The organism is Streptacidiphilus sp. PB12-B1b, from assembly GCF_014084125.1.
GTDB lineage: Bacteria > Actinomycetota > Actinomycetes > Streptomycetales > Streptomycetaceae > Streptacidiphilus.
In genome coordinates this window covers 7,006,719-7,021,627 of record NZ_CP048405.1, presented here as the reverse complement: position 1 = coordinate 7,021,627, position 14,909 = coordinate 7,006,719, and the positions used below count along the sequence as shown (strand labels likewise).

Sequence of the window (14,909 nt, the reverse complement as noted above, 5' to 3'; positions counted from 1 at the left end):
CTCGCGTGATGAGTCCCGTTCACGCAGTCGCTGCCGGTGGACCTAGACTCCCGTGCGTACAGAACGTCATGAATATGCAAAGGAACGGACCGGGAGGCAGCGAGCATGGAGGCACTGGCGGCGGCCGCCGCGCCCGCGCAGTCCGGGTACTTCCACGGCTATGCCGTGGTCGGCCTGCTCGCGGTCATCGGTGTGCTGTTCGTGTCCACGGCGTTCGGCGCCAACCGGCTGCTGCGCCCGTACGCGCCGACGCCGGAGAAGCTCCTGGCGTACGAATGCGGCGTGGACCCGGTGGGGGAGGGCTGGGCGCACACCCAGATCCGCTACTACATCTACGCCTTCCTGTACGTGATCTTCGCGGTGGACGCCGTCTACCTCTTCCCCTGGGCCACCGTCTTCGCCGCCCCCGGGTTCGGCGCCGGGACGCTGATCGAGATGTTCGTCTTCATCGGCTTCCTCGCCGTCGGCCTGCTCTACGCCTGGAAGAAGGGCGTTCTGGAATGGACGTGAACCCCCGCCACCCGCACTCCCACGGCGGCGCGGACGCCTCGGCCGCCGTGCCCCTGGGCCTGCCGGACCCGGCCCGGCCCGGCCCCGGCGCGGTCGAGCCGCGCCGGCTCGGCCCGCTCGCCCGGCTCGCCCCGGACCCGGTCAAGGTCGTCCTCAACTGGGGGCGGCGCTACAGCCTGTGGGTCTTCAACTTCGGCCTCGCCTGCTGCGCGATCGAGTTCATCGCCGCGTCCATGGCCAAGCACGACTTCATCCGGATGGGCGTCATCCCGTTCGCGCCCGGCCCGCGCCAGGCCGATCTGATGATCGTCTCGGGCACCGTGACGGACAAGATGGCCCCCGCCATCAAGCGCCTCTACGAGCAGATGCCCGAACCCAAGTACGTGATCTCCTTCGGCGCCTGCTCCAACTCCGGCGGCCCCTACTGGGACTCCTACGCGGTCACCAAGGGCGTCGACCAGATCATCCCGGTCGACGTCTACGTGCCCGGCTGCCCGCCCCGGCCGGAGGCGCTGCTGCAGGGCATCCTCAAGCTCCAGGAGAAGATCGCCCAGGAGTCGGTGGCCGACCAGTACCCGGGCCGTCCCGCTTCCTCCGCCCCCTCGGCTGCCGCCCTGAAGCGCCCGCTGGTGAGCGGGCCCGCGACGGAGGAAGGCCCGCAGACGTGAGCAGCGAACGCACACCGGAGGAGACCGCCGCGGCGATCGGGCCGTGGGCCACGGCGGAGCACGCCTTCGCGCTGCTGACCGTGGACGTCCCGGCGGAGCACTGGACCGAGGCGCTGACGGCCGCCCGCGACCGCCTCGGGCTGGCCTTCTTCGACTGGCTCAGCGCCGTCGACGAACTGGCCGAGGGCTTCTCCGTGGTCGCCCACCTGGCCGCCGTCGGCACCGGCGGCCCGCTGACCGCGGTGCTGCTGCGCACCCGCGTCGCCCGGGACGCCGCCGCGCTGCCCACCGCGACCGGGGTGTTCGCCGGGGCGGCCTGGCACGAGCGCGAGACCCACGAGATGTTCGGCATCGACTTCACCGGGCACCCGGACCTGGCCACGCTGCTGCTGCCCGAGGGCTTCGAGGGCTACCCGCTGCGCAAGGAGTTCGTGCTGGCGGCGCGGGTTGCCAAGGCATGGCCGGGCGCCAAGGAACCGGGCGAGAGCGACCACCCGGGCGAGGGCGGCGCACCGGCCGCGCGCCGCCGGATGCTGCCGCCGGGCGTCCCCGACCCGAACGAGTGGGGCCCGCTCGCGGGCACGCTCCCGCCCGTCCCCGAGCGGCCCGCTCGGGGTGCGGGCCGGGGCCCGCGCGCGGCGGCCGCCGCCGAGGGCGCCGCCGCAGCGGCGGCGGGCGAGCGCCCGGTCCGCGCGGACCGTCCCCGCCGCACCCGCAGCGTCGACCAGGGCTCCGCCAGCCAGGCCGCCCCCGCGGCGCCCGCCCCCGCAGCCGCGCCCGAGGCACCCCCCGCGCCCACCCCGGACGCCCCCTGGCAGCTCCCCACCCCCGAGCCGCCACCGGCCGAGCCCCCTGCCGGGCCCGCCGCCGAGCCGCCTGCTGAGCCCCCGGCGGCACCGTCGCAGGACGCCGCCGGTGAGGGCGGGGACGATCCGCAGCCGACAGGAGACGACGCATGACCACCGCGCTTGACGCGCTGCTCCGCTGCGTGGTGATCCTGGCGGTGTTCCTGGTCGTGCCGCTGGTCATCGGGCAGACCGAGCACAAGGTCATGGCCCACATGCAGGGCCGGCTGGGCCCGATGTACGCGGGCGGGTTCCACGGCTGGGCGCAGCTGGTCGCCGACGGGGTCAAGTTCGCGCAGAAGGAGGACGTCGTCCCCGCCGACGCGGACCGCCGGATCTTCCAGCTGGCGCCCGCCGTGGCCCTGCTGCCGTACCTGCTGGTGCTGGTCGCCATCCCGGTCGGTCCGGGCGGCCTGGTCGGGCAGGACCTCGACGCCGGGCTGTTCTTCGTACTGGCGGTGATGGGCGTCGGCGTCCTCGGCTCGCTGATGGCGGGGTGGGCGTCGGCCAACAAGTTCTCGCTGCTCGGCGGCATCCGCACGGCGGCCCAGCTGATGGCGTACGAGCTGCCGATGCTGCTGGCCGCCGCCTCGGTGGCGATGGCCGCCGGGACGGTCTCGCTGACAGGCATCATGGGCGCCTTCCACTGGTGGTGGGTGCCGTGGCAGATCGTCGGCGGCTTCGTGTTCTTCACCGCCGGGCTGGCCGAGCTGCAACGCCCGCCCTTCGACATGCCGGTGGCCGACTCCGAGATCATCTTCGGCGCCTACACCGAGTACACCGGCCTGCGGTTCGCGCTGTTCCTGCTCTCCGAGTACGCGGGCATCCTCGTCCTGTGCGCGCTGACCTCGGTGCTGTTCCTGGGCGGCTGGCACGGCCCGCTCGCCGGGGACCTCGGCTGGCTGTGGACCCTGCAGAAGACCTTCGCCCTGGCCTTCGTGGTGATCTGGCTGCGCGTCACCTACCCCCGGCTGCGGGAGGACCAGCTGATGCGCTTCGCCTGGACCGTCCTCATCCCGCTCTCCCTCGCCCAGCTCGCCCTCACCGGCGTCGTCAAGGTGGTGATCTCCTAGTGGCTCCCCTCCCCGGCCGTCACGGCGGCGGCGTCCCCGGGCGCGGCCTGGCCAAGGGCCTCGCCGTGACCCTGCGGACGATGACCAGGCGCACCGTCACGCACCAGTACCCGGACGTCCAGCCCGAGCTGCCGCCGCGCTCGCGCGGGGTGATCGCGCTGCTGGAGGAGAACTGCACGGTGTGCATGTTGTGCGCGCGCGAGTGCCCCGACTGGTGCATCTACATCGACTCGCACAAGGAGACGCTCCCGGCGGTGGAGCCCAACGCCCGGGCCCGCACCCGGAACGTGCTGGACCGTTTCGCCATCGACTTCTCGCTGTGCATGTACTGCGGCATCTGCATCGAGGTCTGCCCCTTCGACGCGCTGTTCTGGTCGCCGGAGTTCGAGTACTCCGAGACGGACATCCTGGACCTCACCCACGAGCGGGAGCGGCTCCGCGACTGGATGTGGACCGTCCCGGCGCCGCCCGCGCTGGACCCGCTGGCCGAGGAGGCCAAGGAGGTGGGCGCGGCCCGCAAGGCCGCCGACAAGGCCGCCGCCGCAGAAGCGGCAGCCGCCGCAGCCGAAGCCGCCGACAAGCCCGATCCGGAGGCCACCTCGTGACCGGCTCGCTCAGCTCCCAGGGGCACTCCTTCCTGACGCCCGGCGGCGTCGAGATCGTCTTCGTCCTGGTCGGCCTCGCCGTCCTCGGCGCGGCCCTGCTCACCGTCACCACCAAGCAGCTCGTCCACGCCGCGCTGTGGCTGGTCGTGGCCCTCGGCGGGCTCGCCATCGAGTACCTCCTGCTCACGGCCGAGTTCATCGCCTGGGTCCAGGTCCTGATCTACCTCGGCTCGGTCGTCGTGCTGGTCCTGTTCGGGCTGATGCTCACCAAGGCGCCCATCGGCGCCTCACCCGACGCCGACTCCGGCAACCGCTGGGTCGCCCTGGGCGTCGCCGTCGCCGCCGCCGCGACGCTGGTCACGCTGGTCGTCGACGCCTTCCGCAGCACCTGGATCGACCTCGCCGCCGGCGGCGGCAGCACCCGGGCCAACGGCACCATGCTGTTCCGCTACTGGGTCCTGCCGTTCGAGGCGCTGTCCGTGCTGCTGCTCGCCGCGCTCGTCGGCGCCGTCGTCATCTCGCGCCGCCACCGAGAGGAGCGCTGACCCGGGATGCATCTCGTCTATCCCGCCGTTCTCGCCGTCCTGCTGTTCAGCGTCGGCCTGTACGGGGTGCTCGCGCGCCGCAACTCCGTGCTCGTCCTGATGTCCGTCGAGCTGATGCTCAACGCCGTCAACCTCGACCTGGTGGCCTTCGACGTCTGGCTGCGCGACACCCTGCACGCCGGCCAGGCCCTCACCCTGTTCACCATCACCATCGCCGCCGCCGAGATCGGCCTCGGCCTGGCCATCGTCCTCATGGTCTTCCGCACCCACGGCACCGCCGACATCGACCGGCTGCGCATGCTCGCCGACCGCCCCGGAGACCCCGGTGCGGACTCCGGCACCGGCACCGAGGACAGCATGGCACCCGGCACCGACACGACCGCCCCGGCAGACGCCCCCCAGGGGAAGGCCACCGTCGCATGATCCTCAGCATGGCGGTCCTCGTCCCGCTGCTGCCCCTCCTCGGATCGCTGGCCGGCCTCGCCGCCGGCCGCCGCGTCCCCGGCCTGGTCCGGCCGCTGGCCGTGCTGCCGACCCTGGCCGCCGCCGTGCTCGCCGTCGCCGTCGCCGCCGACCTCGGCAGCGGGCACCACCTGGACGCCGCCACCCGGCTCACCCCCACCGGCGGCATCCCGATCGACCTCTCCTTCCACCTGGACGGCTTCTCCACCCTGCTGGCCGTCCTCGTCGGCGTGGTCGCCACCTGCGTCCAGGTCTACTCGACCTCCTACCTGCGCAACGACGCCCGCTACCCCTCCTACACCGCGCTGGTGTCGCTGTTCACCGCCGCCATGCTGCTGGTCCTGTACTCCGGCGACCTGATCGTGCTGCTGGTCGGCTGGGAGGTCATGGGCATCTGCTCGTACTTCCTGGTCGGCCACCACTGGGAGAACGAGGACGCCCGCTCCGCCTCCATCAAGGCGTTCCTGGTCACCAAGCTCGGCGACGTGCCCTTCCTCTTCGGCATCCTCGCCCTGGGCAGCGCCGCCGGGACCTTCGGCATCAGCGGCATCCTGCAGGCCGCCGCCGACGGGCGGATCCACCACCCCACCGTCATCGCGCTGCTGCTGCTCTGCGGCGTGGCCGGCAAGTCCGCCCAGTTCCCGCTGCACACCTGGCTGCCGGACGCCATGGCCGGCCCCACCCCGGTCTCCGCGCTCATCCACGCCGCCACCATGGTCGCGGCCGGCATCTACCTGGTCGCCCGGCTGCTGCCGGTCTTCCTGCTCTCCTCGGCCGCCCTGGCCGTGCTCGGAGCCATGGCCGCCGTCACCATGGTCGGCTCGGCGCTGTGCGCCCTCGCCCAGGACGACATCAAACGCGTCCTGGCCTACTCCACCGTCGGCCAGCTCGGCTACATGGCCGGGGCCCTGGCCGTCGGCGACCGCGACGCGGCCGTCTTCCACCTGCTCACCCACGGCGCCTTCAAGGCCCTGCTGTTCCTCGCCGCGGGCGTCGTCATCCACGCCGCCCACACCAACTCGCTGACCGCCATGTCCCGCATGGCGGACCTGCGCCGACGCGTCCCCGACGCCTACTGGACGATGACGATCGGCCTGCTCGCCCTGGCCGGAATCCCGCCCTTCTCCGGCTTCTTCAGCAAGGACGCCGTGCTCACCGCCGCCGAGGACGCTGCCCGGGGCCGCGCGCTCACCGGCGGCCTCGGCCCGGCCTCCGCCGTCCCGCACGCCGTCGGCTGGACCGTCCTGGTCGCCGGACTGCTCACCGGACTGCTCACCGCCGTCTACGCCACCCGGCTGTGGCTGCTGACCTTCCGCGCCCCCGCCGCGCTCGCCGCAGCCGGGCCCGCCCCGGCCCCGGGCGCCGAGGAACCCGGCGCCATGCGCTGGCCGCTGTGGCTGCTCGCCGTGCCCGCCGTCGCCCTCGGCCTGGCCGGACTGCGCACCGGCTGGCTGCCCTCCTTCCTCGACGGCACCTCGCTCGTCCCCTCCGGCACCACCGCGATCCTCGGCACCGCCGTCGCCCTGGCCGGGGTGCTCATCGCCTACGCCGCTTGGCGCCGCGCCACCGCCCTGGTCAGCGACGCGGCCACGGCCCCGGCGGCGCTGGCCGCGCACGAACTCGACGAGGCGACCCGGCCCGCGGCCACCCTCGCCCACCCGGACCAGGCCGCCGCCGACCTCGCCGACATCCCCGGCGTCAGCCTCGACCAGGCCATGGCCGACGCCGCAGCCTCCGCCCGCGACGCCCGGCTCGCCCCCGACCCGGCCCGGCTGCTGCTCGGCCCGCTGCTCGGGCCCGCGAGCAGCGGCTTCGGCATGGACCGGCTCTACCGGAACCTGGCCGTCCGCCCTGTCCTCGCCGCCGCCGGGCTCGCCCGCTTCCTCGACCGCGAGGTCATCGAGACCTACATCGCCGCAGCCGTCGGCCTGCCCCGGCTGCTGGGCGCGGCCGTCCGCCGGGCCCAGAACGGCAACACCCAGACCTACCTCAGCGCACTGCTCGCCGGGGCCGTCGTCCTCGCCGTCCTCGTGGAGACCACCCGATGAACGCCGTCCTCATCGCGCTGATCCTGCTGCCGCTCGCCGGGGCCGCCGCCACCCTCGTCCCCGGCCTGTTCGGCGCCGACGAGCAGGCTGCCGGACGCCGTGCGCTGCGCTTCGGCGCCGCCGTCAGCGGGCTGGCCCTCGCCCTGGCGGTCGCCCTGGCCGCCGGATTCGACCGAGGCCACTCCGGCCGGATGCAGGCCGTCACCAACGCCCCCTGGATCCCCGCCATCGGCGTCCGGCTGCACCTCGGCGTGGACGGGATCTCGCTCCCGCTGCTGCTGCTCACCGCCCTGCTCTCCTTCCTGTGCGCGGTCTACTCGCTGCGCCGACTGCCCGACGGGCCCGGCACGCCCAGCCCCCGCTCCTACACCGGGCTGCTGCTGCTGCTCGAAGCGGGCATGCTCGGCACCTTCGCGGTGCTCGACCTGATCCTGTTCTTCCTGGCGTTCGAGGTCGTGCTCATCCCCATGTACTTCCTCATCGCCCGCTGGGGCGGCGAGAACCGGGGCCCGGCCGCCAACCGCTTCATCCTGTACACCCTGCTCGGGTCCGCCAGCATGCTGCTGGGCTTCCTGCTGCTCGGCTTCAAGTCCGGCACCTTCGACATGACCGTGCTCGCGCACCGCCACGGAGCCGGGCTCTCGCACAGCACCCAGGTCCTGGTCGTGTTCGCGGTCGGGCTCGGCTTCGCCGTCAAGGCGCCGATGTGGCCCTTCCACAGCTGGCTGCCCGACGCCCACACGGCCGCCCCCACCACCGGCTCGGTACTGCTCGCCGGGGTGCTGCTGAAGATGGGCACCTACGGTTTCGTCCGGATCCTCCTCCCCGCCACACCCCAGGGCATGGCGACGTTCGCGCCGTACCTGGCCGCGTTCGCGGCGGTCGGCATCGTCTACGGCTCACTGGCCTGCCTCGCCCTGGTCCGCCCCGGCGCCAAGGGCGACCTCAAGCGGCTCATCGCCTACTCCTCCGTCGGCCACATGGGCTTCGTGCTGCTGGGCATCTCCACGCTCACCGCCGCCGGGGTCAACGGGGCGCTGTTCGCCAACATCGCCCACGGGCTGATCACCGGCCTGCTGTTCTTCCTCGTCGGCGCGGTCAAGGACCGCTACGGCACCGCCGACCTCGACACCATCGCCGGGGCCACCGGCCGCACCGGCGCGGCGCTGTACGGACGCGCCCCCCGCCTGGGCGGACTGCTCGCCTTCGCCGCCATCGCCAGCCTGGGACTGCCCGGCCTCGCCGGGTTCTGGGGCGAACTCCTCGCCATCTTCGGCTCCTTCCAGCCCGCCGCGGGGCTCTCCCGCCCCGCGTTCCTGGTCTTCATGGCCCTCGCCGGACTCGGCACCCTGCTCACCGCCGCCTACATGCTCAACGTCGTGCGCCGGATCTGCATGGGAGACCCCCGCAGCCCGCACAACTCCACCGCGCCGGGCATCGCCGACGTCCAGGCGTACGAAGTCGCCGCCTGGACCCCCCTCGTCGCCCTCACCGTCCTCGCCGGGCTCTGGCCGGCCGTGCTCCTCGGCCTCAGCAACCCCGCCGTCACGGCACTCCTCGGAGGCAGCTGAGCCATGGCCCTGACCCCACTCGCCTCCGCCGCCGCGGGCTCGCTCATCCAGTCCGTCGACTGGACCACGATCGCCCCACCGCTGATCACCGCCGCCACCGGGCTCGGCGTGCTGGTCGCGGACCTCTTCCTGCCCGCCCGGCGCAAGCCGCTGCTGGGCTGGGCCTCCATGGCAGGACTGGTCGTGGCCCTGCTCGCGCTCATCCCGCTGCGCGACGGAACCCACGTCACCTTCTGCCTCAAGACCGTAGCGGGCACCACTGACAACGGGGCCTGCTCCTACGTCGCCGACCACTTCGCGCTCTCCTTCCAACTGCTGGTGCTCGGCGGCGCGCTGCTGGTCGCGCTGCTGTCCGTGCACGCGGTCGAGGAGACCGGCCTGCCGCGCGGCGAGTACTGGTTCCTGCTGCTCAGCTCCGCCGCCGGGGCCGCGCTGCTGCCCGCTGCCCGCGACCTGGCGACCCTGGTGGTGGCCCTGGAGGTGGCCTCGCTGCCCGCGTTCGCCCTGGTCGGGCTGCGCAGGGACGGCCGGGGCGGCGAGGCCGCGCTGAAGTTCTTCCTCTCCTCCGTCGCCGCCACCGCCGTCACACTGCTCGGCGCCGGCTTCGTCTACGCGGCCACCGGCAGCATGTACCTGACCCGGATCGCGGCGGCGCTGCCGCACGTGCCGGACCAGCTGAAGACGCTGGCCCTGGTCGGCGCGGTGCTGACGCTGGTCGGCTTCGCCTTCAAGACCGCCGCCGTGCCGTTCCACTTCTGGCTGCCCGACACCTACGCGGGCGCGCCGGTGCCGGTCGCCGCGTACCTCTCCGTGGTCGGCAAGGCCGCCGGCATCTCCGGCCTGGCCCTGATCGCCGTCGTCGGATTTCACCCGTACGGCCGAATCTGGGGACTGGGACTGGCCGTCGTCGCCGCCCTCACCATGACCCTCGGCAACACCGCGGCGCTGCGGCAGCGCACCGATGCACCGCACAGCGCCGTCCGGCTGCTGGCCTGGTCCTCGATCGCCCAGGCCGGCTACCTGCTGGTGCCGATCGCGGCGGCGGGCTACGGGCACGGACGGCACGACCCGCTCGGCGCCACCGTGGCCTACGCGCTGATCTACGGCGTGGTCAACCTGGGCGCGTTCGCGGTGGTGGCGCTGCTCGCGGGCCGGGTGGACGACTACCGCGGGCTGTACGCCCGGCGCCCCGCCACCGCCCTGGCGCTGGCCTTCTTCCTGCTCTGCCTGGCCGGGCTGCCGCCGGGCGTGATCGGCCTGTTCGGCAAGGTCGTGGTGTTCCGCGCGGCGGTGCAGTCCGGGCTGGGCTGGCTGGCCGTGGTGATGGCGGTCAACGTCGTCGTCGCGCTCTACTACTACCTGGTGTGGACGGCGAAGCTGTTCCAGCCCGACCCGACGCGGCCGAGCGCCGAACCGGCGGCCGCCCCGCGCCCGCCCCGCCCCGCCCTGCCGCTGCCGCTGGCGGTCGGCCTGGGCCTGGCCGCGGCCCTCGGCGTGGTCCTCTCGCTCGCGCCGCAGCTTGTGCTCCAGGTCACCTCCGTCTCGCTGTTCGGCTGACCGCGCCCGGCGCACGGCTCTGACCTGCGGTCGTCCGTCCGGGGGCGGGTGTGCGACCATCCCGGGCCCGGCCCGGCGGGGACGCGTCGGGGAACCAGGACGTCGGCTCCGGCCGTTGGATGCAACGAATGGGCGGTGAACGTCACCGCCAGCGTTCGTTCTGGAGGGCCCACCCGTGCACCGCCGGCACAACGGTCTGAAGACCGCCGTACTCCTCGGCGGCTTCTCCGTGTTGATCGTCGTGATCGGCGGAGCGTGGGGCCTGACCGGCCTGCTGCTGGGCCTGGTGGTCGCGCTGGCAGCCAACGGCTTCGCGTTCTGGAACAGCGACCGGCTGGCGCTGCGGGCGATGCGGGCCCGGCCGGTGAGCGAGTTCGAGGCGCCCTGGCTGTACCGGATCGTCCGCGAGCTGTCGATGTCCGCGCGCCAGCCCATGCCCCGGCTCTACATCTCCCCGACCTCCGCCCCGAACGCCTTCGCCACCGGCCGCAACCCGCGCAACGCGGCGGTCTGCTGCACCCAGGGCATCCTCGGCATCCTGGACGAGCAGGAACTGCGCGGAGTCCTGGGGCACGAGCTCTCGCACGTCTACAACCGCGACATCCTGATCTCCTCGGTGGCCGGCTCGCTGGCGTCCGTGGTGATGTTCCTGGCCAACTTCGCCTGGCTGATACCGCTCGGCCGCAGCGAGGACGACGACAGTCCCGGCCTGGTCGGGCTGCTGCTGCTGATGGTGCTCGGGCCGCTCGCCGCCACCATGATCCAGCTGGCCGTCGGGCGCTCCCGCGAATACGCGGCGGACGCCTCGGCCGCCCGGCTCACCGGCGACCCGATGGCCCTGGCCAGCGCCCTGCGCAAGCTGGACGCCGGCAGCCGGCGGCTGCCGCTGCCGCCCGAGCCGCAGCTGCAGACAGCCAGCCACATGATGATCGTCAACCCGTTCCGGCAGGGCGAGGCCGGCGCCCGGCTGTTCTCCACCCACCCGCCGATGGCCGAACGGATCGCCCGACTGGAACAGATGGCCGGGTACCGCAGGTGAACGGACTGCCCCGGGGCGGCGGTGGTGGCAGACTCTCCGGTAGGGACCGGAACGCATCCGGACCCCTGCCCACCGCCCAGCGCGGCGCACAGGAGGCGGTCGCACCATGAGCGTGATCAATGTCGTCCTCAACATCATCTGGCTGATCTTCTGCGGCATCTGGATGGCCATCGGCTATGTCGTCGCCGGCATCATCTGCTGCATCCTGATCATCACCATCCCCTTCGGCATCGCCTCCTTCCGCATCGCCGCCTACGCCCTGTGGCCCTTCGGCCGGACCACGGTGGAGCGGGGCGACGCGGGCGCGCCGTCAGTCGTGGGCAATGTGATCTGGGTGATCTTCGCCGGTGTATGGCTGGCCCTGGGCCACGTCGTCACGGCCTTCGCGCTGGCCGTGACGATCATCGGCATCCCGTTCGCCTGGGCCAACCTGAAGATGATCCCGCTGGCGCTGATGCCGCTCGGCCGCGAGATCGTCCCCACCGACCAGCCCTTCGCCGCCCGCTGACCGCCGCGGCCCTTGCCCGCCGTGGGCTCAGCGGCTCAGCGGCTCAGCCGAGGACCCGGACCGGCTCCCCGGCGAGGAAGGCGGCGATGTCCTCCACCGCCTGCTCGAAGTAGGTCCGGTAGTTCCGGCGCGTGACATAGCCCAGGTGCGGGGTGGCCAGCAGGTTCGGCAGCGAGCGGACGTCGTCGTCGGCGGCCAGGGGCTCGGTCTCGAAGACGTCCAACCCGGCCCCGGCGATCCAGCCGCCGCGCAGCGCCTCGGCCAGCGCTGCCTGGTCCACGATGGGCGCGCGCGAGGTGTTCACCAGATAGGCCGACGGCCGCATCCGCTTCAGCTCGGCCGCGCCGACCAGGCCCCTGGTCCGCTCGCCCAGCACCAGGTGCACCGAGACGAAGTCGCTGTCCGCCAGCAGCTCCTCCATGCTCCCCGCCAGCCGGACGCCGACCTCCCCGGCCCGCTCGGCGGTCAGGTTCCGGCTCCAGGCCGACACCTCCATGCCGAACGCCTGGCCGACCCGTGCCACCCTGGCGCCGATCCTGCCGAGGCCCAGCAGCCCCAGCCGGCTGCCGTGCAGATCGACGCCGACGGTGCTTTGCCAGGGGCCGCCGTCCCGCAGGGCCGTGCTCTCCGGGACCAGCTGCCGGGCCAGCCCCAGGATCAGCGCCCAGGTGAGCTCCACCGTCGGCTCGGAGCTGCCGGCCGTCCCGCACACGGTCACTCCGTGCCGCCCGGCCGCGGCCAGGTCGATCGAGGCGTTGCGCATGCCCGAGGTCACCAGCAGCCGCAGCCGGGGGAGCCGGTCGAACAGCTCGGCGCTGAACGGTGTCCGCTCCCGCATGGCCACCACGATCTCGCAGTCGGCCAGGGCCGCCACCAACTCGTCCTGCGAGGCGAGGTGTTCCCTCACCACCCTCACCTCGACACTGTCGGCCAGCACCGACCACTCGCCACTCGCCAGGGCCACACCCTGGTAGTCGTCCAGCACAGCGCAGCGCAGTCTCATGGAGATTCCCCTCACTCGGCAGCCACAGAAACCCGTCCAACACCCATCCTCCCCCGCCCACCGCCGCAACCGGCCGCCCACACAACGGCCTGATCCGCCATCACCCAGGCCCGCCCCGACCCGTAGGAGGGCGGCGGGCGGTAGTTGACGAACTGAAATCACAAGGCGCTGACCTGGGAATACTTCCCCAATGTGCCCTGGTGGCTGCCCTGCATGCGCGGATGGGGATGTCATGTCAGAGGCCACTGATAGACCCTGTCCATGACGTTCGTCGTGGTAGTTGATGGCGATGCGGCCGGCTGGCGAGTCAATCCGACGGCGCTGACCGAGGCAATCCGGGCTCGATGGGCCGATGCCGAGTTCGATTCGACTGAGTACAGCGAGGTGCGCAGCCTCATATGGCGCTTCGAGACCGGCTTCAGACCGGGATCACCTGCGGAGAGCTGACCGATCTGGTGGACGCTGCTGGCTGAGTTCAGGCGGTGGCCGGAGGGCTGGACGAGGACGGCCACAACCGATCGGCCTCGATGCATGTGAGAAGACGATGTCGCTCATCTGGACGTCGCTGCTTCCAGCGCGCGGTCCGCCTGCCTACCGACCATCTCCAGGTCCGGCTCGCCTGACCTCGGCGTGGTCCAGTACGGAGCCGAGATCCTGGAACGGCCTGCCCGACGTTTCGACTTGCCTTCCGAGCGAGCGGAAGCCGAAGCGGCCGTGGACCGGCTGTTCGCTTCGCTCGATCCGATCGGCCAGGTTCACTCCTTCGCCAAGGGCATGGGCATCGCCGCCCCTCAGCTCGGCATCGACCGAGCCGCCGCCGTGGTCCAGCCCGCCGAACCCGGAGCCCCGGTCATCGTGCTGCTGAACCCGCGCGTCATCGACTGCTCGTCCGACACCGACGAGCAGTACGAGGGCTGCCTGTCCTTCTTCGATGTCCGGGGCCTGGTCCCGCGCCCGCTGACCATCACCGTCGAGACCACCACCCTCGACGGCAGCACCGCCGTCACCAGCTACGAACGCGGCTTGGCCCGCCTGGTCCACCACGAGATCGACCACCTCGACGGCCTGCTCTACCTAGCCCGCATGCGCACCGGTGTAGAACCGCTGCCCGTTGAGGAGTATCGACAGGTCGGCCGCGCCTGGAGCTACGAGCCGTAACCGTCAACTTCCCTTACACGCACCTCTGGCCGGACGAGGAGGACACAACGAGGGCAGCGATCGAGTCTGTGCTCAGCGCTGTGCCCTCGATGTGCCCTCTCTCCGCCCAGGAACTACAAACGCGCAGGTCAGAGCCCTGCTTTAGCGGTAGTTCACGAACTGGACCGCGAAGTCGAGGTCCTTGCCCTTGACCAGGGCCTGGACGGCCTGGAGGTCGTCCCGGCTTTTGGAGGTGACGCGCAGTTCCTCGCCCTGGACCTGGGCCTTGACGCCCTTGGGGCCCTCCTCGCGGATGATCTTGGCGACCTTCTTGGCGTTCTCCTGGGAGATGCCCTCCTGGATGGACGCGAAGATCTTGTACTCCTTGCCGGAGAGCTGCGGCTCGCCCGCGTCCAGGGCCTTCAACGAGATGCCGCGCTTGATCAGCTTGGTCTGGAAGACGTCGAGGATCGCGTTGACCCGCTCCTCCGAGTTGGCCCGCATCTCGATCTTCTCGCCGGACCACTCGATGGAGGCGCCGACGTTCTTGAAGTCGAAGCGGGTGGTCAGCTCGCGGGCGGCCTGGTTGAGCGCGTTGTCGACCTCCTGCCGCTCGACCTTCGAGACGATGTCGAAACTGGAGTCGGCCATGATCTGTGAATCTCCTTGGCGGTTCTACGACACGGAAGGCGCCGGTCTCCGTTCGAGGGCCGTCGCCGCTCCAGCCTAGCCATCGCGGGCCCCCGGTGCCCTCCTCCCGGTGGACCGTGGCAGACGCTCGCCGCGCCCGGTCCGCGCCTGATGAACCGGGTGGCGGAGCACCCCCTGCGATCGGGTATTGTTTACCTCGTCGGACGGGAGACCGCGAGACAAAGCCCCTGGCGGGTTGCCCGAGTGGCCAAAGGGAGCAGACTGTAAATCTGCCGGCTCAGCCTACAGTGGTTCGAACCCACTACCCGCCACCAGGGAATTGCGGCCCCTGATCTGCAGCAGTGCGGATCAGGGGCCGCTGCTTTTGTGACGGGGCGTCGCATTCCCGGCCGCTCCCGCACGCGTCCCCGTGCGCGTCCCTCGTGCGCTCGCGCTCCGGGCGTGGACGGGGCGGTGAAGGGCCTGTAGTACCCTTGGGACGGGCCTCTTGGGAGCCGTGATTGAGTCAGTGAGCGCACTGCAGTGGGTGATGCTCCCGGGCGACACGTAAATACGTGTTCCGTTCTCCGGCCCGGCTCAACCGCCGGGTCGATTGCGTGGACGGGAAGTCGAACAGCCGTTGTGCGTGGGTTGCGCGGTCGGCATGGGTCCCGGCATGCCTGCGAGAGCGGCATTTGCCGCCCGAGG

Annotated in this window: 16 protein-coding genes and 1 tRNA gene; 15 read left to right on the top strand and 2 right to left on the bottom strand. The window is 72.1% G+C overall.

Annotation, left to right across the window (positions count from 1 at the left end; all coding sequences use genetic code 11):
- The first annotated feature begins 105 nt into the window (after positions 1-105).
- The 12 genes from GXW83_RS34600 to GXW83_RS30490 all read left to right on the top strand — a co-directional run bounded on the left by GXW83_RS34600 (position 106) and on the right by GXW83_RS30490 (position 11,431).
- The gene (locus tag GXW83_RS34600) at positions 106-510 is read left to right on the top strand and encodes an NADH-quinone oxidoreductase subunit A (protein ID WP_225447343.1); all 405 of its coding nucleotides are present in this window, start codon (positions 106-108) and stop codon (positions 508-510) included.
- The gene (locus GXW83_RS30540) at positions 501-1,178 is read left to right on the top strand and encodes an NADH-quinone oxidoreductase subunit B (RefSeq protein ID WP_225447342.1); all 678 of its coding nucleotides are present in this window, start codon (positions 501-503) and stop codon (positions 1,176-1,178) included. Before GXW83_RS34600 ends, GXW83_RS30540 begins: the two co-directional genes overlap by 10 nt.
- Entirely contained in the window at positions 1,175-2,137 is a 963-nt protein-coding gene (locus tag GXW83_RS35160; protein ID WP_182446249.1) for an NADH-quinone oxidoreductase subunit C, read from the top strand. Before GXW83_RS30540 ends, GXW83_RS35160 begins: the two co-directional genes overlap by 4 nt.
- Complete coding sequence (locus GXW83_RS30530) at positions 2,134-3,096, top strand: complex I subunit 1 family protein (RefSeq protein WP_182446248.1); 963 nt, start codon at positions 2,134-2,136, stop codon at positions 3,094-3,096. Before GXW83_RS35160 ends, GXW83_RS30530 begins: the two co-directional genes overlap by 4 nt.
- A gap of 80 nt (positions 3,097-3,176) precedes the next feature.
- Positions 3,177-3,701, top strand: a complete 525-nt coding sequence (locus tag GXW83_RS30525; RefSeq protein ID WP_182447661.1) for a 4Fe-4S binding protein — start codon at positions 3,177-3,179, stop codon at positions 3,699-3,701.
- The gene (locus GXW83_RS30520; protein WP_182446247.1) at positions 3,698-4,246 is read left to right on the top strand and encodes an NADH-quinone oxidoreductase subunit J; all 549 of its coding nucleotides are present in this window, start codon (positions 3,698-3,700) and stop codon (positions 4,244-4,246) included. Before GXW83_RS30525 ends, GXW83_RS30520 begins: the two co-directional genes overlap by 4 nt.
- A 6-nt stretch (positions 4,247-4,252) precedes the next feature.
- The gene (gene nuoK / locus GXW83_RS30515; RefSeq protein WP_182446246.1) at positions 4,253-4,669 is read left to right on the top strand and encodes an NADH-quinone oxidoreductase subunit NuoK; all 417 of its coding nucleotides are present in this window, start codon (positions 4,253-4,255) and stop codon (positions 4,667-4,669) included.
- On the top strand, positions 4,666-6,756 hold the full coding sequence (locus GXW83_RS30510; RefSeq protein ID WP_182446245.1) for an NADH-quinone oxidoreductase subunit L: 2,091 nt from the start codon (positions 4,666-4,668) through the stop codon (positions 6,754-6,756). The genes nuoK and GXW83_RS30510 overlap by 4 nt, the downstream gene beginning before the upstream one ends.
- On the top strand, positions 6,753-8,327 hold the full coding sequence (locus GXW83_RS30505; RefSeq protein WP_182446244.1) for a NuoM family protein: 1,575 nt from the start codon (positions 6,753-6,755) through the stop codon (positions 8,325-8,327). The genes GXW83_RS30510 and GXW83_RS30505 overlap by 4 nt, the downstream gene beginning before the upstream one ends.
- A 3-nt stretch (positions 8,328-8,330) precedes the next feature.
- Positions 8,331-9,884 carry an NADH-quinone oxidoreductase subunit N gene (locus GXW83_RS30500; protein WP_182446243.1) on the top strand — a complete coding sequence of 518 codons (1,554 nt, stop codon included), beginning with the start codon at positions 8,331-8,333 and terminating at the stop codon, positions 9,882-9,884.
- A gap of 175 nt (positions 9,885-10,059) precedes the next feature.
- Entirely contained in the window at positions 10,060-10,923 is an 864-nt protein-coding gene (gene htpX / locus GXW83_RS30495; protein ID WP_182446242.1) for a zinc metalloprotease HtpX, read from the top strand.
- A 106-nt stretch (positions 10,924-11,029) separates the two neighbouring features.
- On the top strand, positions 11,030-11,431 hold the full coding sequence (locus tag GXW83_RS30490; RefSeq protein ID WP_182446241.1) for a YccF domain-containing protein: 402 nt from the start codon (positions 11,030-11,032) through the stop codon (positions 11,429-11,431).
- 43 nt (positions 11,432-11,474) lie between these two features.
- Here GXW83_RS30490 and GXW83_RS30485 read toward each other — a convergent pair whose 3' ends face one another.
- Entirely contained in the window at positions 11,475-12,434 is a 960-nt protein-coding gene (locus GXW83_RS30485; RefSeq protein WP_182446240.1) for a D-2-hydroxyacid dehydrogenase family protein, read from the bottom strand.
- Positions 12,435-12,695: 261 nt separating this feature from the next.
- Between GXW83_RS30485 and GXW83_RS30480 the strand changes: the two genes are divergently transcribed.
- Positions 12,696-12,881, top strand: coding sequence for a hypothetical protein (locus GXW83_RS30480; protein WP_182446239.1), 186 nt, complete (start codon positions 12,696-12,698; stop codon positions 12,879-12,881).
- Between the two features lie 183 nt (positions 12,882-13,064).
- Positions 13,065-13,592, top strand: coding sequence for a peptide deformylase (locus GXW83_RS30475; protein WP_225447341.1), 528 nt, complete (start codon positions 13,065-13,067; stop codon positions 13,590-13,592).
- Positions 13,593-13,733: 141 nt separating this feature from the next.
- Here the strand turns inward: GXW83_RS30475 and GXW83_RS30470 are convergent, their stop codons facing one another.
- Positions 13,734-14,222 carry a YajQ family cyclic di-GMP-binding protein gene (locus GXW83_RS30470; protein ID WP_182446238.1) on the bottom strand — a complete coding sequence of 163 codons (489 nt, stop codon included), beginning with the start codon at positions 14,220-14,222 and terminating at the stop codon, positions 13,734-13,736.
- A gap of 229 nt (positions 14,223-14,451) precedes the next feature.
- On the opposite strand from GXW83_RS30470, the gene GXW83_RS30465 reads away from it, so the two are divergent.
- Positions 14,452-14,536: transfer RNA gene (locus tag GXW83_RS30465), tRNA-Tyr, on the top strand.
- Positions 14,537-14,909: the final 373 nt, after the last annotated feature.